Source organism: Sulfobacillus thermosulfidooxidans DSM 9293, assembly GCF_900176145.1.
Classification (GTDB): Bacteria; Bacillota; Sulfobacillia; order Sulfobacillales; family Sulfobacillaceae; genus Sulfobacillus; species Sulfobacillus thermosulfidooxidans.
Genome location: NZ_FWWY01000002.1, coordinates 76,446 through 96,817 on the forward strand (window position 1 = coordinate 76,446; position 20,372 = coordinate 96,817).

38 protein-coding genes are annotated in these 20,372 nt (G+C 57.5%); 2 read left to right on the forward strand and 36 right to left on the reverse strand.

What is annotated here, in order from left to right; translation table 11 throughout:
• The first annotated feature begins 283 nt into the window (after positions 1-283).
• Positions 284-481: a hypothetical protein gene (locus B8987_RS18155; protein WP_084662030.1), complete on the forward strand. Its 198-nt coding sequence runs from the start codon at positions 284-286 to the stop codon at positions 479-481.
• Positions 482-487: 6 nt separating this feature from the next.
• Here the strand turns inward: B8987_RS18155 and B8987_RS18160 are convergent, their stop codons facing one another.
• On the reverse strand, positions 488-679 hold the full coding sequence (locus B8987_RS18160; RefSeq protein WP_084662032.1) for a hypothetical protein: 192 nt from the start codon (positions 677-679) through the stop codon (positions 488-490).
• 89 nt (positions 680-768) lie between these two features.
• Here B8987_RS18160 and B8987_RS18165 point away from each other — a divergent pair, with 89 nt between their 5' ends.
• A complete protein-coding gene (locus tag B8987_RS18165) occupies positions 769-1,005 on the forward strand; it encodes a WGR domain-containing protein (protein WP_084662034.1) in 237 nt (78 codons plus the stop codon).
• 40 nt (positions 1,006-1,045) lie between these two features.
• On the opposite strand, the gene B8987_RS18170 is transcribed toward B8987_RS18165, so the two are convergent.
• The 35 genes from B8987_RS18170 to B8987_RS18335 form a co-directional block, all read right to left on the reverse strand.
• Positions 1,046-1,543 carry a hypothetical protein gene (locus B8987_RS18170; protein WP_084662036.1) on the reverse strand — a complete coding sequence of 166 codons (498 nt, stop codon included), beginning with the start codon at positions 1,541-1,543 and terminating at the stop codon, positions 1,046-1,048.
• 486 nt (positions 1,544-2,029) lie between these two features.
• Positions 2,030-3,319: an IS256 family transposase gene (locus tag B8987_RS18180; RefSeq protein WP_084661064.1), complete on the reverse strand. Its 1,290-nt coding sequence runs from the start codon at positions 3,317-3,319 to the stop codon at positions 2,030-2,032.
• Between the two features lie 70 nt (positions 3,320-3,389).
• Complete coding sequence (locus B8987_RS18185) at positions 3,390-3,707, reverse strand: hypothetical protein (RefSeq protein WP_176213286.1); 318 nt, start codon at positions 3,705-3,707, stop codon at positions 3,390-3,392.
• Positions 3,708-3,783: 76 nt separating this feature from the next.
• Positions 3,784-4,056 (reverse strand): hypothetical protein, encoded by a 273-nt coding sequence (locus tag B8987_RS18190; RefSeq protein WP_084662040.1) that lies wholly within the window; start codon positions 4,054-4,056, stop codon positions 3,784-3,786.
• A gap of 88 nt (positions 4,057-4,144) precedes the next feature.
• Positions 4,145-4,387: a hypothetical protein gene (locus B8987_RS18195; protein WP_084662042.1), complete on the reverse strand. Its 243-nt coding sequence runs from the start codon at positions 4,385-4,387 to the stop codon at positions 4,145-4,147.
• Positions 4,388-4,437: 50 nt separating this feature from the next.
• Positions 4,438-4,662 (reverse strand): hypothetical protein, encoded by a 225-nt coding sequence (locus B8987_RS18200; RefSeq protein WP_084662044.1) that lies wholly within the window; start codon positions 4,660-4,662, stop codon positions 4,438-4,440.
• Entirely contained in the window at positions 4,659-5,180 is a 522-nt protein-coding gene (locus B8987_RS18205; protein ID WP_139793605.1) for a DUF2336 domain-containing protein, read from the reverse strand. Before B8987_RS18205 ends, B8987_RS18200 begins: the two co-directional genes overlap by 4 nt.
• Positions 5,128-5,556: a hypothetical protein gene (locus B8987_RS18210; protein ID WP_084662048.1), complete on the reverse strand. Its 429-nt coding sequence runs from the start codon at positions 5,554-5,556 to the stop codon at positions 5,128-5,130. Before B8987_RS18210 ends, B8987_RS18205 begins: the two co-directional genes overlap by 53 nt.
• 19 nt (positions 5,557-5,575) lie before the next feature.
• The gene (locus tag B8987_RS18215; protein WP_084662050.1) at positions 5,576-6,082 is read right to left on the reverse strand and encodes a hypothetical protein; all 507 of its coding nucleotides are present in this window, start codon (positions 6,080-6,082) and stop codon (positions 5,576-5,578) included.
• Positions 6,051-6,338 carry a hypothetical protein gene (locus tag B8987_RS18220; RefSeq protein WP_084662052.1) on the reverse strand — a complete coding sequence of 96 codons (288 nt, stop codon included), beginning with the start codon at positions 6,336-6,338 and terminating at the stop codon, positions 6,051-6,053. Before B8987_RS18220 ends, B8987_RS18215 begins: the two co-directional genes overlap by 32 nt.
• A 93-nt stretch (positions 6,339-6,431) precedes the next feature.
• Complete coding sequence (locus B8987_RS18225; RefSeq protein WP_084662055.1) at positions 6,432-7,325, reverse strand: ERF family protein; 894 nt, start codon at positions 7,323-7,325, stop codon at positions 6,432-6,434.
• An 86-nt stretch (positions 7,326-7,411) separates the two neighbouring features.
• Positions 7,412-8,470, reverse strand: a complete 1,059-nt coding sequence (locus B8987_RS18230) for a hypothetical protein (protein ID WP_084662057.1) — start codon at positions 8,468-8,470, stop codon at positions 7,412-7,414.
• Between the two features lie 227 nt (positions 8,471-8,697).
• On the reverse strand, positions 8,698-9,291 hold the full coding sequence (locus tag B8987_RS18235; protein ID WP_084662059.1) for an ORF6C domain-containing protein: 594 nt from the start codon (positions 9,289-9,291) through the stop codon (positions 8,698-8,700).
• Positions 9,292-9,369: 78 nt separating this feature from the next.
• Positions 9,370-9,783 (reverse strand): hypothetical protein, encoded by a 414-nt coding sequence (locus B8987_RS18240; RefSeq protein ID WP_084662061.1) that lies wholly within the window; start codon positions 9,781-9,783, stop codon positions 9,370-9,372.
• Positions 9,784-9,801: 18 nt separating this feature from the next.
• On the reverse strand, positions 9,802-10,074 hold the full coding sequence (locus B8987_RS18245; RefSeq protein WP_084662063.1) for a hypothetical protein: 273 nt from the start codon (positions 10,072-10,074) through the stop codon (positions 9,802-9,804).
• 81 nt (positions 10,075-10,155) lie between these two features.
• A complete protein-coding gene (locus B8987_RS18250; RefSeq protein ID WP_084662065.1) occupies positions 10,156-10,380 on the reverse strand; it encodes a hypothetical protein in 225 nt (74 codons plus the stop codon).
• Between the two features lie 68 nt (positions 10,381-10,448).
• The gene (locus B8987_RS18255; protein WP_084662067.1) at positions 10,449-11,024 is read right to left on the reverse strand and encodes a DUF7768 domain-containing protein; all 576 of its coding nucleotides are present in this window, start codon (positions 11,022-11,024) and stop codon (positions 10,449-10,451) included.
• Between the two features lie 106 nt (positions 11,025-11,130).
• A complete protein-coding gene (locus tag B8987_RS19795; RefSeq protein ID WP_176213287.1) occupies positions 11,131-11,298 on the reverse strand; it encodes a hypothetical protein in 168 nt (55 codons plus the stop codon).
• On the reverse strand, positions 11,295-11,816 hold the full coding sequence (locus B8987_RS18260) for a hypothetical protein (RefSeq protein WP_084662069.1): 522 nt from the start codon (positions 11,814-11,816) through the stop codon (positions 11,295-11,297). The genes B8987_RS19795 and B8987_RS18260 overlap by 4 nt, the downstream gene beginning before the upstream one ends.
• Before the next feature lie 159 nt (positions 11,817-11,975).
• Positions 11,976-12,344, reverse strand: a complete 369-nt coding sequence (locus tag B8987_RS18265; protein WP_084662071.1) for a hypothetical protein — start codon at positions 12,342-12,344, stop codon at positions 11,976-11,978.
• A gap of 28 nt (positions 12,345-12,372) precedes the next feature.
• Positions 12,373-12,741 carry a hypothetical protein gene (locus tag B8987_RS18270; RefSeq protein WP_084662073.1) on the reverse strand — a complete coding sequence of 123 codons (369 nt, stop codon included), beginning with the start codon at positions 12,739-12,741 and terminating at the stop codon, positions 12,373-12,375.
• Between the two features lie 156 nt (positions 12,742-12,897).
• Positions 12,898-13,344 (reverse strand): hypothetical protein, encoded by a 447-nt coding sequence (locus B8987_RS18275; RefSeq protein ID WP_084662075.1) that lies wholly within the window; start codon positions 13,342-13,344, stop codon positions 12,898-12,900.
• A gap of 40 nt (positions 13,345-13,384) precedes the next feature.
• Entirely contained in the window at positions 13,385-13,603 is a 219-nt protein-coding gene (locus B8987_RS19495; protein ID WP_139793606.1) for a hypothetical protein, read from the reverse strand.
• A gap of 38 nt (positions 13,604-13,641) precedes the next feature.
• The gene (locus B8987_RS18285; RefSeq protein WP_084662370.1) at positions 13,642-13,836 is read right to left on the reverse strand and encodes a hypothetical protein; all 195 of its coding nucleotides are present in this window, start codon (positions 13,834-13,836) and stop codon (positions 13,642-13,644) included.
• A 31-nt stretch (positions 13,837-13,867) separates the two neighbouring features.
• Positions 13,868-14,089 carry a hypothetical protein gene (locus B8987_RS18290; protein ID WP_084662079.1) on the reverse strand — a complete coding sequence of 74 codons (222 nt, stop codon included), beginning with the start codon at positions 14,087-14,089 and terminating at the stop codon, positions 13,868-13,870.
• A gap of 31 nt (positions 14,090-14,120) precedes the next feature.
• A complete protein-coding gene (locus B8987_RS18295; RefSeq protein ID WP_084662081.1) occupies positions 14,121-14,387 on the reverse strand; it encodes a hypothetical protein in 267 nt (88 codons plus the stop codon).
• 179 nt (positions 14,388-14,566) lie between these two features.
• Complete coding sequence (locus B8987_RS18300; protein WP_084662083.1) at positions 14,567-14,881, reverse strand: hypothetical protein; 315 nt, start codon at positions 14,879-14,881, stop codon at positions 14,567-14,569.
• A gap of 945 nt (positions 14,882-15,826) precedes the next feature.
• Positions 15,827-16,117 (reverse strand): hypothetical protein, encoded by a 291-nt coding sequence (locus tag B8987_RS18305; protein WP_084662085.1) that lies wholly within the window; start codon positions 16,115-16,117, stop codon positions 15,827-15,829.
• 138 nt (positions 16,118-16,255) lie between these two features.
• Positions 16,256-16,498 carry a hypothetical protein gene (locus tag B8987_RS18310; protein ID WP_084662086.1) on the reverse strand — a complete coding sequence of 81 codons (243 nt, stop codon included), beginning with the start codon at positions 16,496-16,498 and terminating at the stop codon, positions 16,256-16,258.
• 60 nt (positions 16,499-16,558) lie between these two features.
• Positions 16,559-17,065 (reverse strand): hypothetical protein, encoded by a 507-nt coding sequence (locus tag B8987_RS18315; protein ID WP_084662088.1) that lies wholly within the window; start codon positions 17,063-17,065, stop codon positions 16,559-16,561.
• 88 nt (positions 17,066-17,153) lie between these two features.
• A complete protein-coding gene (locus B8987_RS18320; RefSeq protein WP_084662089.1) occupies positions 17,154-17,381 on the reverse strand; it encodes a hypothetical protein in 228 nt (75 codons plus the stop codon).
• 104 nt (positions 17,382-17,485) lie between these two features.
• Complete coding sequence (locus B8987_RS18325; protein WP_084662091.1) at positions 17,486-18,103, reverse strand: DUF6922 domain-containing protein; 618 nt, start codon at positions 18,101-18,103, stop codon at positions 17,486-17,488.
• A gap of 95 nt (positions 18,104-18,198) precedes the next feature.
• A complete protein-coding gene (locus B8987_RS19800) occupies positions 18,199-18,366 on the reverse strand; it encodes a hypothetical protein (RefSeq protein ID WP_176213288.1) in 168 nt (55 codons plus the stop codon).
• Positions 18,367-18,726: 360 nt separating this feature from the next.
• Entirely contained in the window at positions 18,727-19,998 is a 1,272-nt protein-coding gene (locus B8987_RS18330) for a phospholipase D-like domain-containing protein (protein WP_242940721.1), read from the reverse strand.
• Positions 19,999-20,016: 18 nt separating this feature from the next.
• Positions 20,017-20,262 carry a hypothetical protein gene (locus B8987_RS18335; RefSeq protein WP_084662093.1) on the reverse strand — a complete coding sequence of 82 codons (246 nt, stop codon included), beginning with the start codon at positions 20,260-20,262 and terminating at the stop codon, positions 20,017-20,019.
• Between the last annotated feature and the right edge of the window lie 110 nt (positions 20,263-20,372).

Consider the following 20,372-nt stretch of genomic DNA (forward strand, 5'->3'; position numbering starts at 1 on the left):
GAGGGGCTTCGGTTCTGTCTCGGGCGTGGGAAGTCGTCTCCCTCCTGTTGGGCTTTCACTCGGTGAAATGACCCCGTATACGAGTCCGGCTCCCACGTCATTACTACCGCACGTCAAGCTGAACGAAGGATTGGTCGGGCATAGACCCTGTGAGACATGGTAGGGTTCGCTAACGTGGTCACGGTAATGAAAGACCGTTCGAGAGGGAACCGAAGCGAAATCCCTTGAAAGATTGTGAAAGGGTTAGGAAACAGGACAAAACATTGAGGTAGGAGGGAGACGGATGGCCACAGTCCGGCCGATTTATTTGACGCTTGATGATATTGAGGAACTCTTACAGTGGTGCGAAGCGCAGTGGGACGAGCCGCAGCAGCCGACGCAATGGCTCTGGTGGCGGGTCCAGCAAGCGTGTACGCGGGCCCTGATGACCGCACAGCATCCGACTCGCGTGCGAGCACGCCGGAAATCCGTGATGCACTAGACTGGGCTAGCGGGGTTCAGACCGCGGACGATAGATGTTGAGCCCGATTTTCTCCGGGCGGTCGGGATGAATGGGGACATTCCCTTCGGTACTGGCAACAATAATGGTTTTGCCCGAACTGGACGGGCCAAACGCTTGGCGCAAATCGATGCGAATCGTTAGGATGTCGCCGTCGAGCGTCCATTCCACATTTTTCATGGAGCAGTCGTCCTTTCGGAATGTTGATGATCTCATTATACGACATGGGGCGCGTGACGGCGGTTTTGGGTATAAGAAGGAGCGCGATCATGATCTGGTGGCACGGCCGGCGCGTCGATCCGGCGCACAATCAATTCCGGTGGTACAGCGTGATCCTGCAACCGACGTTATGGGCGTCGTGGGAATGTTGGGCATTGTGGGGCCGGATGGGGCAAGGGCCCCGGGGCCGGAAACGGGTCGCATCTGGCACGTATGACGAGGTGCTGCATGCGGCTTGGCAACACCGACGACGGAAGGAACGGCGGGGGTATCGTGAGAAGTGGTGATGAGTTTATTCCGTTCCAATCCACTCCTGGGGACGTATCCCTAGGAGAACCCTATGGCGGATATTCCGCACAGAGCTTTGTGCACAGTATACCATTGCGCGGATCGGGATAACAAGAGCTGATGACGAGCCAGCCAGACGTAGAGATCGGCAGCATGGAGAGCCTGTTCCGCACGGCGCAAATCTTCCGCGGTGACACACTGAGTCTGCGGATGAGGCGGTGGCGGTTTCAGTAATGTGTTGCGGGTGATGACATCTTGCCAATAAGGTAAGATGTCTTCTGAAACAGGGGCCGTAATGAACCGGTAGGCCCGGGCGCGATCAGCTTGTTCGACAGCCCATGGAAGGCGGTCGGCTAACAGAATAAGAGATTGCAAGGTAGCAGGGAATACATGCGGCGGTAGTTGGGGTGCGATGTGTTGTTGCCAGAGACGGAGTGTGGCACCGAGGCGCAAGTTGTCTGGGAGTTCGTCTAATGTTGAGGTCCATCCCCGCGTGTGCGGGGGAAACCCCGATTCCATGGATAGCCACCGGGCCATAATCGGTCCATCCCCGCGTGTGCGGGGGAAACTCTTGACAGGAATAAAATCATGCGCGAAAATTTATTTTTTCTGACCAGTTGGGATTCTTCCTGCTAAAACGATTCCATCCACCGGTAACAACGTAATTGGTGGGTATCCCAGAACTCTAACAGATCGACCTCCCGGTATCCCAGGATCTCTCCACAACATGATACCACGAAATGCTGCCTACGGGTTGCGGCGCGTTGTCCCCTCTTATGATCAACAGATAGCCGATTGGTTAGGGAATAAACGTAATGCGATAGGTGTTCGGATCAACCGGGTAGGTGCCATCGCCCCACCCGCTTTCGACGACAAAACCGTGAGCGGCGGGACCGTAATGGGGGTGCTTGAGCGTGATGGCGCAACACGCATCATAGAGGCCGCCTGTGCCAAATTTGCCCCAATGTGGGAGAGGTTGTCCCAAGCTTCGTGGAATTTCGCTAGCGCATCCTTTCTCGTGATTTATCCGATTTGCTCGGTTTTTTGTTCCGGCGTTTTGGAACACGTGGCTTTTAAGGCCGTTTGCAACACGGGAATCTCGCGATAGCCGGGGATCCGCGTCAACGTGTCTTCGATAAAAAAGCTCGCCGACGCCAACCAGCGTAAGACTTGTTGCCCATTGGTCCAATGTTTGACATTTTGCGCATGGGTCCGAAATTGACTGTTGATGGATTCCATGGCATTGGTGTTCGCCAACGTTTGGCGTAAGAGGCCCGGCAGGCCCAATCGATGGACGGTTAACGTTTCCGCCAGTCCTTCCCGGAGACTCCCGGCGGCGCCGGGATGATCCCGTTCGAGCTCTTTCGCGAGCGCTTCTAATGCCTGCGCGGCCCTGTCCGCATCCGGTTCTTGATACGCTTTCCGTAAGCGCTGGCGGACCCGATTTTCGGCCGATTTCGGCAGGTGGTCGAGCACATTCCGTTGCTTGTGGATTTGGCAGCGTTGGATGAGGACTTGGTCTCCCCAGACGTCGTGCACGGCTTTGGCTAAGGCCTTGGCCCCATCGATGACCACGAGTAATCCCTGCGCGGCCGTCAGGCCGCGAGTGATGAGATCCTGCAATAAGGCCATGACTACGGTATGATTTTCTGTCGCCCCTTCGACCAATCCCAAGACACGCTTGTGACCGTCCGCATCAATCCCTAAGGCGCCCACCACCAGATGGTCCGCTACACGCAAACCATCGATCATCACCACCACCCACGTCCGGTCATCCAACCGGCGCTGGAGAAAGCGGTCAAGGGCCTGTTGGGTGGCTTGGATAAAGCGGCGGCTCACCGTGCTTTTGCTGGGGCCTGGCTGCTCCATCGCGGCTTCAAAGGCTGCATCGGCATGGCGCTGTTGGCGGCTCGCTAAGCCATACAGCATGCGTTCCAGTACGGCTTGTGTCGCCAGCGTCGGGTCCTGAAACTGATGGTAGGTGTCTAACGGAATTTCCTCCGAGCCATCAGCGGCCCGCACCCGGGGGTGCGGAACGGAGATTTTGCGATCCCCCAAAAAGACGCTGCCGACTTCGGTCCCGTGTCGGACCGCTTGGCGTTGCGGATCATGACGGCCTTTAGGTCCCGCTAACTGCTCCACCTCGGCCGCCATCATCTGTTGCAAAACCTGCAATCCGACCCGGATCGACAGCGCCAATAACCCGTCTTCGGCATCCTGGAGGATGTCCACCCACGGCACCGTCACCGGCTGTTCGGGAAGCGATTTTTTCTTTATACTGGTACTCACTAGCGATTCCTCCTTATGATGGATCAGACCTCTCTAGTAAACCAGAGAGCCATCAGGATCGCTAGTTTCAATTTCCACGAAAAATGGGGCATTCTCAATGTGGGATGTAACTGGGATCGATAAACACGAGAAGGCCGCTGACAATAGTGAGCGGACCGTGGGGATCGGGAACGACCGTGGCGTGGCGAATCCGTCGGCTGTCGCCGTCTTCACACGTTTCGACCGCCACCGTATAGGAGCCGGGCGGAATAAGACAGGCGAGGCCATTGTGGGTCACGGGCAGGGTCGGCACGGGGATAAGATGCGGCGAGGATCCGATGAGCGTCCAATGAGGAAAAGGTTGGGCAGTGGGATCGATGTGGTGGAGATCGCCAATCCACACTTGACCGGAATCGACATCAATAGCAGGCATCAGAGGACCATCCTTTCAGCGGGGACTATTTCCCAAACAACAGGGGATCCCGTCCGGGAGGACGGGAGACGGCGAGTCAGTACACATCCACCAATTGGCCGGCTAAGACGTCGTCAATACGGATAGCTCGCCAGAAGAGGCCCTGGGGGTTTGGGAGGATGATCCGATCGGCATGGTAAGCGGCACAATGATCGGCAATGGCCTCGCGATCGGTGGAATCCATGTCAGCAAAGTTAGCTAATAGTGGGAGGACGGCTTCGGGAGTGGTGGGCACTTCTGAGACGGGAATAATCCAGACATCGGCGGCCTCGTCGTCCGGGATAATATACGGGATTAAGGCGAGGAGCATGGGGCGTGTCTCCTTTCGAGGACGTATGCGGGAAAAGCCAAGAATGGCGTAAATTGATTGGTGCGGCGTTTTCGCCGCGCGGAATCCGTTAGAACAGGGCTTGTCGGCGGATTTGTTCGGGCGTCATGCGGGCTTGGCGGTGTTGAATGGCTGTGGTGATTTTCGCTTGTAACGTGGCATGGAGCCGACAGCGGCGTTGCCAGTCGCGCCGGGCCGCGCGGGCGAAGATGGGTGGCATATTGCCGAGCGATTCCAATTCGTCGTCTAAGACGGTGGCGTAGCGGGTGACTAAATCGTCGAGCAGCAAAAGTTCGCGGTAGGTGAAGCGCATAATAGATCACTCCTTTTTCCGCAGTATTTTGTGGTTAGAGGGATTATGTTTTACGGTGAGACGAAGTTTTGGGTGATGATCCAGTGGTGTTGGCGAACCGCTAGACTGGCTAGGACATCGCCGGTGTGGGGATTGATGACCACGACCCGATCGTCGGGCTGGGGAGGCCAGGGGATATGAGCGCAAATCATGTCGGGCGTGAGACGGGGAAGTGTGGTACGGATCACGTCCCATCCTAGATGATGTCTTCGGCGGTATTCGACGGGATAGGTCATGAGAGCGCTCCTTTCGGAGTCGGAAAGCGATGAGCGATGCCGTCACGCAGAGTGGTAGAGGCATGGGGATGCAGGGCGAGACATTGTTGCGTGAGGGCATCGGTCACAGGATTCTCGGCCAGTATATCGAGCACACGGCCGGCGGTGCGGGGATTGAGCGCGAGGTCGAGAAGCACTCGAGGATCGCCATCGTGGGCTAAAATCTCGGCAATGGCGGTGGTGAGCCGCGGGGAGCTGGCGAGCGCGCGCCGCACCACGGGCAACCCATAGCGTGCCAAATGGGTCAAGGCGTCCTGGGAGAGGCTAAGACGTATGGCGCCGTCCCACTGCACTGAGGGAGAGGCCGGCAATGGGTGATGCGGGGCGAGAGCCGTCAGAATGGTGTTGCGGAGATTGGCGGGAAGGGCCGCCACATCCAGGGTGAGGGAAAACATCGCATTATCACTCCTTTTTTCTGGTGCCGCCTTAAGACGCGGCGGTTGGGTCGGTGGCTTGGAGCTGGTGCGTGAGCGTGTCATAGAGCGTTTGCGAACAGTGTCGATGATGGCGCACGGCTTGGAGGGTTTGCTGGGAGGCGTGGGGGTTGTGGGTAAGGTTTTCGAGTGCCACCAGCGGAGTCCGCGGATTGCGCGCGAGGGCATATAAGACGCGATCATCGGCATCGTCTGCCAGAATGAGAGCGAGAGCGGTGTTGAGCCGGTTGTTGTACGCCAGCGCTTCGCGGACCGCCAAGGTGCCAGATTGGGCGAGTAAGGGCAGGGCGTCATCGGATACGGTTAGTCGAAAGAAGCCATTCGTTTGTAAGGGGTCGGAGTCTGGCAATGGCTGGGTCGCTAGCACCATTGGGTATTGTTTGAGAAACAAGAGGTCCGCATTGAGCAGCAATGTGGTCATGGGGGGTCCCTTCTTTCGATTAGAGTGAGAGGTGGAGAGATTTTAGCGGGGAGGATGGGGAATGGGGGGTTAAGGGAATGGCATCTGGAATCCAGCAGGCCCAGAAAGGATCCTGCCGGAGCAGATGCCGAATATGCCGGAGGCGCCAGAGATCCAGCGCGGTGGCATGCCGGGGATCGGCGAGGCGCCACGTTTTGTACGTTTGATTGCAGGCGGCGTGGCTGATGCGGAAACTGAGCAGTTGTTCGAGCGGCCGCATGCGGTCCCAGACAGGCGACACAAAGGGGATGACGTGTTCGAGGGTGGCTTCCGAGAAGCGCACGGATCGTTGACACCAATAACAGTGTCCATCCTGGATAGTCCATAAGGCTTTTTTGAGGGGGGTGGGCAGTTGGTGCACGTTCCACGGATACGTGCGCTGGACCCAGCGTTGGACCGTTTGATCGCCGTGCGAACAGCGCTCGTGGAGCCAGGTATTCCAACGGGTGGTGGTGTCATCCCACCGTTGGCACGCATTCCACGACATGGCGTTCACCTCCGGTTATCTCGGTGAGCGCCGTCTGGGCCTTGGCAATCCACGTGTCATGAATGGCGGCTTGGGTGGCGCGGCGGTGAGGATCGCGAATGGACTCGAGATTGGTGTCGAAGGCCACGGTGGTGGATCCGAGGGTGAGGGTGACGGTGTCTAAGGTGGTGTTGCGGACCGTGACGACGAGACCGTGGTCGGCTATGGAGACGGTGTGGTTGTGAGGATCAACGGTAATAGTGGACAGGTAGGCCATCAGGAAATCAGCTCCTAAGGGGCCGTTCGTCCGCGAAGGGAAGCGGGCGAACGGACGGGAAATGGGATGAGATCATATCAAGAAGCCAACTGGTTAGCTGGCCTCTTTGTAATGTTGGTCTAGCCATTCGAGTAAAAGATCCATTTGATCGGCATTGAGTTCCCGAATGTTGGTAATGGGCCAGCCGAATTTGGAATGGATCAGCGGATACAGTTTTTCTTTACTGATGTGATGCGCCTTCATAAACGTCGCGAGCGCATTGAGTTGCTCTTGGGTCGGCGGCGCATCGAGAAGGGTGGCCGGTTTCCCGGCGTCGGGAGCGGGATCCGGTGCTTCGGCGGGAGGTGCCGCGGACGGAGCCGGAGCGGATGATGTCGCTTTGGACGATGATGCGGGAGCCGCCGTGGTGCGCGAGGATTTCGGGGATGCCGCGGATCGGGTCGCGGAGCTGCGGGAGTCGGCTAAGGCATCGAGAGCCGTGTCGGCTTCGGGGTCATCGCCCGTCGCAATCAAGAACGTGGTTTTGAGAAAGTACTTGGTGGCGGCGGTAATGGCTTTGGGCAGCCCTTTGTCCAGATTGTCAATGCCTTCGCCTTGGAAGGGGAGCGCAATGCTTTCGCCGGTTTCGGTGTCACAGAGGGTGAAGATGAGCGTCACAATGGTCTTAAATTGCAGCGGTTTGCCTGCACCTACATTCCAGTGTACTTGGCGCTTGTCGGCCATATAGCAAAAGAGGGCGAGACCGTTGTCGGCTAAGGGGCCGCGGACGGCCGCGAGAATATCGGCTTCGGTGGCATAGTCATATTTTTGATAATCGTTGCGGCCGCGTTTGGGGACGCGATGGATTTGACCGAGGGCCTTGGCCAGTTTGGTGAGGAACTTCGGTTCGAGTTTGAGGGGTTGGAATGCGGGCAGCGCCGCCTCGGGGAGGATGGAGGGCATCTCCGATTCCGGGAAAACGGATGGTGATTGAAATTCGGGCATCATGGGCAAGCTCCTTTCTGAGGGTTAAATCGTGATCATCACACCGGATGGGCCACACGGCCGATGAGGCCGTGTGACACGGTCACCCGTTATGACGCAGAGTGGAGGCGTTCGGGGTCTTTCCACGTCCACGTCACCCGCGGTTGCGAGAGTTTGCGGTAGGGCGCAATTTGATCGAGGGTAATCTGCCCATCTTTGAGGGCGGCTTTAACGTCATAGGAGACGGTGGGCTGGCTCACGGTGCGGGTCAAAATGCCCCACGGGGTCGTAAGATGGGGTTGTTGGGTGTCATCGAGATACGCTCCGAGGGCCTTTTCGTACGTTTTCTTCTCGTCTTCTAACGCTTTGAGTTGCGCTTTCAGCTGTGCGATTTCGGCACTCAGGGCATAATGTGCGCGGAGGGTCTCGTCCCAGGCGGGATCGGCGGCGGCGTCTGGGGTCGGTTTTGGCGATTGCGCATGCGTCCAGCAGGCCCGCCAGAATTCGCAGCGCCGCCAGCCGCCGGTCGGGGTGCGCCACGCGCAGGGAAACCGCGCCGGAGCATAGTCCTCGGGAATCGGTAAGGGTTCTTCGTCAATCGTGACGGCGATGATCATGCGTTGGAGGCGATCGAGCAAGACCGGAATGCGGTCGGGATCATAGGGGACAGGAAAGGTGAGGACTTCGCCCGTGTCTTTGAGGACATAGGCGATTTCGGCCGTGGCTTGGTGATCATTCCCCCAAAAATGCAGATACAAATTGACTTGATCGAGATGTTCTTCTAAGGGGAGATCCTCGCGTTTTTTGCTGGTGGTGGTTTTGCATTCTACGAGATGATGGATGGGTTCGATCCAGAGATCGATATGGCCCGTGCCCCATTCGGTGTCGACCGTCACTTGGCGATTGACCTGACCCGGATAGCGGGCCTCCCACAAGCTGGCGAGGTAGTCTTCCCAGTAATGACCGGCGTGGAAAATGCTGAGTTGTTGGACCGAGGGAGGATCGGCTTCGTAATCGAGGATCCGCAGCGTTTGCTGGCGGGGACAGCCGCCAGTGGCGGACAGCCGGATTTCGTGGGGATCGAAGGGATTCTGGGCGTGCAGATCTTGCAGGTGGACCGTATGCAGCCATTCGGTGGTGGGACGGGCCAGGGGATCATGGGCACTCATAACGTTTCACGCTCCTTTTTCCATGGCGGGAGGGGTTTGGGGCGGCGACGCGCTTGCCAGAAGGCGAGGAACCGCCAAAACGGGTGACGGAGATAGAGACGGCGGGAGCCGAGACGGAGAACGGCCCACGGGAGATAGTGGGGAGGGCGCATAAGGATCAGTCCTTTCCAGAGAAGACGGAGGTTTCCATACGGAAAAGAATTTCCGTATGGAAACGGCACCCGACATTATTGGCTGGCCCGGGTGCGAGCGGCTTTTTTCGCGGGAAACAGCGGGGCGTGCAGGAGCCGGGTGATGACCCGTTGGCGGCTTAAGGTGTCCGCGGGCGGTTGGGTTTTGAGGGGACCGACCAACGTCCAAAGGTGGTGCCGCACGTGAGACAAGGTGCTGGGTGTCGGCATGATGCGCCGCGCTTTAATGGCTTTGGTGATCCGTTCGCGGATCGTATGCCGGAGGAGGAGGATCCAGAGCGCAGCGAGATCCGGCGTCCATGCCTCGAGAACGGTGGTGGCGGTGGCAACTTGGCTAACGGGTAAGGCTTTGAGTTCGGGAATCTGGCAGGCTTGGAACAGAGCCCGGTAGCCGGCATTAAAGACGGCGGGTTTAATGGGGACAAAGTCGGGATGATCGGTGAGCCAGGCCGCGACGCGCTGATGCACCAGCGTACGGAGCATGGGCACATAATCCGTGGCGACAATCGGCCAACGGGCTTGGAGACGGTGGAGCTCCTGATCAATGGCGGCACACCGGGTTTGTAACTCGCGATGCTGGTGTTCGAGCTCTTGGATAGCCTGGATAATATCAAGGGTGTTCAGGGACATGACGCATCATCCTTTCGTATGAGAGATAAGACAAAACAGGGAAAACGGATTCGGCCCGATGAGGGCCGGGTACAGGGGTTACGCGGAGCAGGACAGGGTAAGGGCTGCCGCGATTTCGTGGTGGAAGGCCGTACGCCAGCGGGGCGGTAAAGCGGTCCACGCAATCCGGCGATAGCCGGAGCGAGTCAGCGACGTTAAAGCCCGGAGCTCGTCGTAGCCGAGGGACGCCAGATTGCCGGGAATGCGGGCGAAAAAGAGATCGTAGTAATCCTGGCGGGGATGGGGGGTGCGCGGAAATACCATCGTATAATCGCCGTCATACGTCGCGGGGGCAAAGATGGTGCCCAGTAAGGTGTTCACATGATCTGTCTGTCGCCACGGATTGCGGCGTAAGCGATAAAAGCGGAATCCGACAGCTTCCGGATCGGCTAAGACCGTGGGTAGAGCGAGGGTGTGGGTGGTCAGTTGGGTGATGAGGTCAGGAAAGGTCATAAGAGAACACCTCCGGCGTTACATTTCATGGGGATCGAGGAACGGCACAAGGTCGGGAGGGAGCAAGGCATCGTGACGGAGGCAAAAGATCGCAGCTTCTTGGGGTTTGATGCGGGTATACGTATTGGATTGATTTTCCCACCGCGTATCGCGTTCGATCACGTATTGGCCGGTGGCGGTGCGATAGAGGATGTGGCGCACGCCGAGAGACAGTTCAGGCGAGGTGGCAAGGCGTGTGGCTTTGTCGCGGTCAAACCATTCGGGACCGCCGTCAATGAGACACCGTGTCATGGATGATCCCTCCTTGAGCAAGAGTATGATAGGGATGAGGATACCCGGTCCGCCCAGGACCGGGTACGAGAGGTCTGGGGATTACAGGCGGATCACATCGGCAGAAAAGACGGCGCGACAGTGTTGGCATTGGATCAGTTCGTCAAACGTTTCGAGCGCGTGCGCGTCATTTAAGGCGAAGCCGTCGGCTGAGAGGGGAATACCCGATGTGGTAAAGCAGCCGCCAATAATGTGTAAGGTGTCGGTCGTATGACAATACGGACACTGGGTGGAAAAGGTCGCAAAGGGTGGCGTCGGATCGGTCATGGCAGAAACCCTCCTAAGGGAATAGGATGATCAGAAAAGTCAACAACCCCGGCGGAGATCTGCCGGGGTTACGGGTTGGCGGTACAGCTTGTGGGCAGCGGCGGTAAGGCATCTAGGGGCACGTGGCAAACCACGTGATCGGGCGTTAACGCGGCGAGTTCCGCTTGCATGCCGGGACTGGGAGGCACGGCGAGCACATAGACCACGGAGCATTGGGCCAGTTGCTGGAGACCCCAGGCGAGACCGAGGGTGCGTTCAGCCGGATCGGTATCATCGAGGAATTGCGGCGCGTACAGATGAGGCACAATCGGCCAAAACCCGTGGGACCAGGCGAGGCGGGCCAGTTGTTGCGCCCAAATGCGGTGGCGCTGCTGCTGCGTGGCGGTCGGCGCCGCAAACGGGGAACACACATAAGCCCAGAGGCGGCGGGAGACGGGAACCGTGTCGGGACGAATGCCGAGCCATGCAGCGGCACAGACGGCCATCCGTTCCGTATCGGGGGCGGCATCGCCCAAGGATTGCAGCACGGCGCCAAAATCTTGGGTGATAAACCGCACGGTGCCAGCGGGATCGATGCCTTGGATGGCAGGGCCTTCGGGGATCAGTTGCCAACAGGGGATCGTGGGAATGGGCGCAAGAGCCAAATCAGACACTCCTTTCAAACAGGGTGTAGGATGATAAGACCTATTGTGCGAGGACAGCGAGTGAGAAACAAGTGTTTGCGGTGAAATAGGGAAAGAGTTACCACGGTTAGAAGGATGACGCGTTGAGACGGAGGACAGGAGATTGTTTTTGATAGGGTATTTCATTCGAGTCGGCGGCCTGGGTCGCGTGACACTCGGGACAGCCCCACCAGGCATCGCCAGTGAGGGAATCGGTAAAGGGAATCATGGGAATCAGACAGGATGGGCAAATCATGATGGAGATACCTCCTGCGATAAGGATGTTGTTAAAAAGCCGCGAGTTTGGGTGCGTGAAGCATCCCACCGGATGCCGCGGGTCCAGGCCGCGTGACTGAGGCGACTGACAAGCCAGCCTTGATCCGGATGGTAGAACGCATGGCCGGCGAGCCATTGCCCAGCCCGAATCGCTGTCACCAGCGAATCCGCCGGAACCCAGGTGAGATGGGTAAAGGGGGAACTCTGGGGAGTCGCGTTTCCCGATAAACCCCAGACAATCGCGCCGTCGTGCGGATGCACCACGCGCCGATCGCGGCGCCAGAGGGCATGGAGTAAGGCCCAGGCCGCGTCAAATGAGGGACAGGGATAAAGCAGCGGCGTGAGTTGATGGGGCCGTGTCACGCCACAGGCCGCACTGGTATGCGACGGGTGCGCGGTGACAAACCAGAGTTGTTGATCGGGATCGTGCCAGCCGATAATAGGTGGGTCATAATAGGGCACGAGAAAATCGGTTAACGCGGTGAGCGAGGTGTTCATAGCAGGGCCTCCTGGGACAACATCATAGAAAGTGGGGAAGCCTGCCGGGGACGGCAGGCTAAGGAACCATGAATTGATGATTGGTCGTCAGATCGTTTGGTATAATGATAGGAGAAGGCAACAGGGTTTCCATACGGAAACTCTCGATGACGGAGGAGATTATCGGGAGTTGGGAGCGGTGAGGTGCGTGACGAGGGCTTGCGCGAGGCCCACGGGGCAATCGGGTTCACAGGGTTCCGGGCCTTCGGCTCCACAGATGAGACAGCGGGTCTGCGACGTTTCCGTCGCAATAAACAGCGTGAGTTGACGAAATAACTGATCACGCAGGGTATCGGCATCGACGTCGGGAAGGGTGTCATGATCATCGTTGCCCGTTTCGTCTTTGACCAAAGCGCGGAGCCGCCGCACTTCGGCAATCAAGGTGGGGAGGGCAGTACGGGCCTCCGCGATAAATTCCATACACCATCGTCCCGGCGTGGCATCGTCGCATAGATCTTGCCAACGGTTCAGTTCGTCATCGGTGATCATGATGATCCCTCCTTGATTTATAAGCTAGTTATTCATCGGGTTCTTCTGTCTCTTTAAGCAAATCGCGTATCTGATCCTCGACAGGCACCACACTATCGGCATTATCCAACACAGTCTGAATATCCCGAACTAAGTGTTGATATCGCCGCACTTCGGCAATCAGCGCGGGAAATGCTTCATGGGCCGCGACAGCAAACCGGGCATTGTCCACACGGTATGGTTGGCTCATGGGTGGAAAGATGCGATAATCCGGCCATTCCCGAACCGATGCGGATTCCACATGCCAGTGGGAACAGGTAGAATCCATTTGAACGCCGGTACATCGGACGCGCCACGGTCCCGGTGTCGTATCGTCGTATAGGGCTTGCCAACGGTTGAGGGTGTCTTCAGGGATCATGGCGTGGGGTTCTCCTTGGGATGTGTTGTATCGCGCAGAGCGGGATCATAAGCGATCAAGATCAGCGTGGGCTGATCACAATGCGGACAACTGCCGATGTGCCGGAGGTAGTCCCGATCCGGTAGAAAGTATTCTCCACAGGTGGTGCAAAACATGTTATCCTCGTCCTTTCAATTGGTGATAGTGGTGTTCTAATTCGCGCCAGATCGCGGGTTCTCCTTCATGGACAAAGACCCAATAGAGGGATCGGGCCGAACGATAGAAGATCTCGGAATAGCAGGATTGACCGGCTAAAAAGTCGCAATCGGGATGAGCGCGGTGATATGGATGTTGCGGAACGCAGGCGTGATAGCCGATTTCCAGGGAACGGGCTTGATAGGGCTGTTCGGCCCATCGTGTGGGATCGTAATGGTCTTGCACCGCGGATAGGGGATACCACTGGGTATCCAGGGCGAAATAAACGAGACCTTTGGGGCCGCTCACCGTAAAGCGAATCTCCATGCCGTCCACGCCCTGATTGTGGGCGGGATCCGGGTGGCGTCCATCATAACCGGGCAGAAAGGTGATCTGATGTTGGAGACCGTTATCGGGGGAATTGATCATGAGCTGGACCGTCCTTTCGGAGGAGAGAGGCGCGTTATTGTCAGTCCGCATCGGGAGAAGCGAACCGGATCGCTTGTTTAGGTACCGTGATGACATCACCCAGCTGTTTCCAGCGGCCGCCGGGGAGTCGGAAGGATTCGTTGCACTGTACGCGGTAGCGTGTGGGGGTTTCCCCGATGACGGTCACGGCAAACCACCGAAGACCGGCCCAGCTCTGGAGACCTAACCAGGCGCGAGTAGGACGCAGGGGAGTCGTCAACGAAGACACCTCACTTTCGAGATATCCTCACGCAAAATTTACCGCGCCGGGGATTTGCGGCGCGATTTCGGTGAGGATGCGGCTTGCGTGACGATGGCTTCCACATCGAGGGTGAGGAGAATGCCTTCGGTGGGATAACTCTCGATCCATTCCGCGAGGCCGCGGAGGCAATCGGCGGCTTCGCGGCGCGTGAGGGGTTTGTGGTCAAGGGGCAATAAGGAATGTGAGGCCAAAAGAATCACCAACCTTTGACGGAGAAGTGGATTAATCTAAGAATCCTGTGAAATCGACAGGATCGACGTCATAATATTCACAGTCGGAACGGACACAATACCATTCGCGTTCGCAGCTTTCGCGATATTCGTTGAGGCGTGGAAAATACAAAGAAGCTTGACGGGATCGGGTCATCACAGGGCTGCCACACAGAGGACAGGGATAGCCGGCGTCGTGGGGAGCGGTATAGGGACCGTATCGAGGGTGAGACAAGGGAAGATCGCCTCCTAAGGGATAAAATGTCTTAGCGCATTCCTCGATTGGGATGCCACAGGGCTAAGGTCGGTTCGGCACAAAACGCGAGAGCGGCGTCTTGGGCGGCGTCTAGGGTCAAAAAGGTCTGGGGTTGATTGGTGTTTGGATGCCAGAGCCAGCCGCCGCGGGGGGGATCGTAGCGTTCCAGTTGAACGAGCCACCGGTGTTGGTGGTGCGAAAACCACGGTTTGGCGGACCACCCGGGCACGGTGATGACACCGGTGGGAAAGGCGGATGAGACGAGAACGGGAGGCATAATGTCAGGATCCTTTCCGAGGGATTTAGTGAAGGGCGTGCATGAGCGTGGTGGCCACGGAATAAACAAGCCAGCCAATGCCGGTCGTTAGAATGGCAGCGGGAATGACACCATACATGGATGATCAGCTCCTTAGCGGGAAGAATGGGCAGAAAAAAAGCCCGGCGTGCGGCGCCGGGCTATTCGTAGCGGGTGACACGACGAATGTTGAGGCGGTCGAGCCATTGGTAGAGGGCTTGACGCTGAACGCCGCAGAGACCGGCGACGGCGGTAAGCGAGCGATGGTTGAGTTGGGTAATGAGCCATTGGCGGAACGCGGTGTCGTCGGGCAGGTTGTACGCGGCCTTCACTGCGTTCATTTTGGCCCAGCTTTGCGCACGCTGAGCGCAGGTGGGCGAGCAATAGCGTTGCCACCGGCCATGATGCCGGTGGGGGAGAAAAGGCCGGTGGCAGAGGGCGCAATGGGTAACGTCTGTGGAAGTCACAGTGGCCATGGGTCACACTCCCCGTAAGAAATTAACAGGATGGGAGGTGAGCCGGGCGGTTACGACCGGCTACCGGAGAAGGATTTGAGGCAGAAAAGCGTTTGCGGTATACTGCAAGAGACGAACTTCGGTGGGGAAAAAGGGCGGTTATACCGGGGATCGAAGAATCGAGCATACGGTTTCAGGTCACGAGAAGCTGTGCAGCGGGTCGGATGAGAGTGGAAAAGCGGGATAAAAGCAGGGGTTTCAAGCGGCTATGGGTAGTGACAAGCCGCTACTCGGTATTGCCAGCGCTCACCATCCCATTCGTTTCAAGCGGCTATGGGTAGTGACAAGTTAGGTATTCGTTTACGGCAAGCACGCCGTGCGCGCGTTTCAAGCAGCTAGAGGTAGTGAAAAGGTTGTAACCGGGTTCAAATTATTAATCCGCGTGGTGAGTTTCAAGCAGCCATAGCATAGGTAGTGACAAGCGCTCAAGATGTTAAGGTGATGAACCTCGGGTCTGGGGTTTCAAGCGGCTATGGGTAGTGAAAAGCTTTTTACTGCACATCAACTTAACCGATTACAATGCGGTTCAAGCAGTTAGAGGTCGTAATCAGTTTGATATATGAGATGTGTCAGTTGTGGCTTTTTGCGATTCGTGATAGTAATAAGATAGACCTATTGAGGGTTTCTACTGTGCCATATAGCGTTTCAATCGGTCAGCGATAGTGACAAAATTTAGAACAGCATACAGCAGAAAGATGCGGAAGGTTCAAGCGGCCATCGGTAGTGAAAAGGATTTTGAGTTTGATGTCGTTGGCGATCTCGATGAGGTTTCAAACGGCCAAGGGTAGTAACAAGAAAACGAAATTGATCTTCGCAGTTAATTCTCTGTCGGTTTCAAACCCCGCAAGGTCAACTAAGCCTTGCGGGGTGTTTGGCTGTGAGCGATAGGGTTTCCATTTGGAAACGTTATCGCGGTGTGGCACAGGATAATGTGTCTGTCCAGTGGGCTAGCCACTGGGTATAACGGGGTTCATCAAAATCCTCGGCTACGTCCGCGGGATCGTAAAGGCGTTTTAACGTGTCTTGCAACAGCGGAAGGGTCCACGGGGTATCGCTGATGAGTAAAAACGCTTCTTCGGCATATAGGCCAGGTCCGGCTAGCACATAGCACGGTTGCGGAAGAGTATTCCAGCGTTGGGCTTTGTCTTGACGGCTGGCCCAGGAATCGTCTGCATCAAGGGTAATCCATGTTGTCATGAGAGGTGTGCTCCTTTCTTACAACGTCGAGCGTGGGGCGTTTTGTTCCTAATCCGTTAATATAGCGAGGTCCTTGGTGGCTATGTCTAAGAACGGTTGGGTTGCCTCACAAGATAGCGTCGCATGGGGATTATCCTTTCAGGGCGCGTCGGGTTCGGGACCGTCATGAAAAACCCATTGTTGGGTCGCCTGGCCCAATTGGGCGGCTTCGGCGCGCAACGTGTCATCGACGGGATCGGTCGTGTTGGCGTAGTGCCTGAGGTCTTCGTGCACTTCGCGGACCCAGCGGCGGAACTCGGCGTCGGAGACGGCGGGGTCATCCAAACAGGCATCGAGGCGGGCGACATAATAATGTAACCCATGATCATCGAAGCAGGGCATGGCGAGAGCTCCTTTCTGAGGGAAGAAATGGTGGAAGCATGAATGCTCACGTGATGGGCGTTATGTGTGGGAGGGAGGCGGTTCCAGGGGAAGATCCGATAACGGAAAGGCCGTGTGGCACGCTAGACAACGGATGGTCACGGTCTCCGGGGTATCGTCCGGCGTCAGGAGGGCGCCGTGTCGGGTGATGGCGGGACCATGTTGAAAGGTCGCAGCGATCACCTGGAAGACGGGATTCTCGGCCGTGCAGTGCGGACAACGGAGCTGGTACAGGGGCTGATTGGCGGAGTCCGAGTCCGGGCGCCAGGTCTCGAACCAGACCGGATCCTCGAGCAAGGCGCGTAAAATGGCAGGATGGTTGCGGGGGTCGGTGGGGTCGTAATCGGCGACCGGAAAGTCCCGAATATCAAAGACACTCTCCGCTTCGTATTCCGTGGCTAAGGGATTCAGGGTGTATCCATAGATCAGCGGGTCGTCATAATCGTCGGCGCGATAGGCGTGATAGACCGGAATGCCGCGGTGGACGAGCACAACAGCGGGCGGCATCCAAAAGGTCGCATAGGGCATAGGCGTCACACTCCGGGTGTAGGATGCGGAGAAACTGTGGGATCAAAACAGCCCGTCCGGGAGGACGGGCTACCGAACGATCCAGGGATTACGATCGATGCGAGGAAAATTTGTCGGGGCGAACCCGCATTTGGAACACGATGGTGACGAGTTCGAGGGTGCCCCAAAATCCGAGCAGCAGGGTTTTGCCGAGACTGTGCACCCCACTGACGAGAATCAGGGTAATAATGGTCGCGTTAAACGCACTCCAGCCGGCTAGCCATTGGGCTTGTTGGCGGTTCGTGAGGTGTTGCCAGCGGTATCGTAAGGTTTTCATGGTGTAACCTCCTTGCCACGAGTATAGCAAAATCCGTGTTGTGAGGGCTTTGATGGATAGGGTTTTGCGTGATTTGGGAAAATGTGTACAGAAAAAGGGGCACGCTATATGTTGCGCGGTTTCTGGCCAGACGGTAACGTGCGCCGCAAATAGGCAGAGATCGGCTGTTTGATGGCTTGGTGAATCGATGGCCCAGCTCCTAGGTCTTGCTCGACCTCGACAAAATACCAGAGGCGGCGCAAAAGATTTGCGAGATTGCAGGACGGCGTGGACACGACTACCGCGTCGAAGATATCCGTGAGTGACACGCCGTCGAGCACTAGGGCATAGAGGTCGAGGAAATCTTGTCGGGTGCCCCGATGGGTAATCATGTCACACGTCTGAACGGCTTGCTTCAAGAGGGAATGAGGCGTGGGATTCGTCAGAGAAGGGAACGGCTCGGCCCCAGTGAAGGAATCGTCGGGAGAGAAATACGGGGTCCAAAAACGGCGGATGTGATCAGGCACGCCCCGCTGCGTGAGCGCGTGCTGGATGGTGGCTGCTGGATAACAGCGAAAGAGCGCGAGCCATTCGTCCCACGTTCCAAATTGAAGAATCCGGGCGATAATCCACGCGGCATGGCGCTGGGGATCGAGGGTGGTTGGGTTGACATCCCAAAAGGCGGCGGACTGTTGAAGCCGGTGCCAATCGGCGGAGTGCATATCAACACAGGGCCTATGCATCGCGTGATCGCCCTTTCTTTCGGGGTTCGTGATTTGTGTAACGCCAGAGCCGCTCGCATCCCATCCATTCGACCCCGCCGTGGACCCCGCGCGCATTAGTCTTGGGCGTCGGGGGAAGAACGGACCGTCGGAATAGCGGGCACGTGCCAGCTCTTTTGAATGGTCAAGTGATATTGAACCGGCATGGGTTGAGGCAAGGGACGGCGTGGCCCATTGGCCGAGTCGAGCGACGGAGTGTGATCGGTTGGGGCTTTTTTAGCCATTGAACGTTCCTCTTTTTCTAGCTGACGAAGCGGATGCCCACGATGATTACGCCAACAACCCTCGTTAAAAAGCCCGTCAAATTCCTGACGGGCTATAATGGGAGTGAGGGAATGCCCCTTTGGCAACCTCCTAGGAGGGAGGTGGGGGCAATGCACATCACGATCACAGTGTCAATTTCGTTACCAGCGACTGCACTGTATCTCTGGTGGCGCACTACACGGCGAAAACGTCGGTAGACCCTCACAAGGCCGCTCCGGCTCCCCCGGAGCGGTTCTTACATATACTATACGTCACCGCGAATGCTTATGCAAATTGAGGGGATTGAAGAAGTGATTGAGGTTCTGAACAGATCGTTTGCGTTAATGATCCACTACAGCGACAAGATGTTGGTCAACAAAATACACGGTGGCCGTCGGATAGACCCACGCGATTTGCGCTTGCCCGTGATAGGTGGTGGGATAGGTGCGGGTGGGCGCGCCCCAGAGGTGCCGGACCGTAGTCATCGACGCGCCGTTTGGCAGCCACGGGCGAGACGTGGCGGAAGCAGACGATGAGGAAGGGGAAGCCGATGGAGCAGACGCGCCGGTTGGCGTCCACGGCGTTGCTTGCGACCACCAGTGGGCAAACCACCGGGCGAGCGCTTGACGGGTGGAACCGGAGACGATCAGGCCCATTTCCCGGTTGTCTTGGAGGGAGACGGACGACAGATTTTGGGAACCGAGAAAGGCTTGGCTGGCCGTGATGATCGTCTTGGCGTGGACATACGGCGTCGCCAGCGTCCGAATCTGCACGCCCGCTGCGGCTAAGGTAGCCAGCCGGGCTTGGGCCGCGGAATTCGAGGGGGCGGGACATAAAAGATGCAGATCCGATCCTTTGGCGGCCATCGCGGCGAGGACGGTCGGGTCATCCCCGATTTCTTCGGTGGTCATGGCAATCAGGCCGGGCGTGTGCAAGAGCCGGAGCCATGGGATAGTAGCCCCAGGGGAGAGCACGAGCGTCTGGCGGGGAGATGAGCCGGCGAGGTGGTCTGTCCAGTCCGCCTGAAAGACCTGAGCGGCCGCTTGCGCGGCGGAGCCGGTCACGGTGGCGGCCACCTCGAGATGGGCCCCATCGAACGCGCTATCCGTAAAATTGGGACTGCCAATGATGGCGGCGACGTGGGAGGTGCCCGGATTGATGATCAGGTATTTCGCGTGGTCAAAGGCATACGCCTGATCGAAACGCGGGGGCGCATAACGGACAGTGCAATCCGGGATGGTGGCGAGTGCTTGGCGTTCTTGCGCCACGGCGGCATTATCGTCATAAGGGTTGGGGGCGAGAATCACGTGGATGGGCACCCCGCGTTGTCCGGCGTGTCGCAAGGCGGCGAGAATCGCGGAATTGTCGATCAAATACGCATTGAGATCGATCCTGGTCCGGGCCTGCCCAATGAGTGTGACCCAGGGCGTGACGCCCGCACCAGGTTCTAAGATCAGTGCGGGCGTGTGGGTTGAGGCCGTAGTGGTGGCCAGAGGCGGAGCTGACGGCAACAGGGACGGGATCGCAGCGGCTGAGGGCGTGGAAAGACCGCACCCGGTAAGGCTGATGAGAAACACAAGAGGACTGATGGCGCGAATGCGGTGAGACGACATGGCACAACTCCTTGATCGTTAATCGGATACGGCATCTAAGGTGGCTTTGGCCTGTTCTAACGCCATGCGGAGCGCAGCGTGAGCCGCTATGAGGGCGTTATCGGCATCGGGACAGCGCGCGAGATCTGCTTGGAGCTGATTATAGAGCGTTTGCGCGGCGTGGTGCAGATCCTGAAGGCTGCGCCAGAGCTGATTGCGTTGGCGCACTTCGCCTTGAAGTTGGGTGAAATCGGTGAGGAAATATTGGTCCAAATATTGTTCCATGAGAGAGAGCCTCCTTTAAGAATCAGGATGAGAACAGGGGGATGACGCGGCGAAATGCGCCGCGTCACAGCATGAAGGGTTTGGAATGAAAAGAATGTTTCCACACGGAA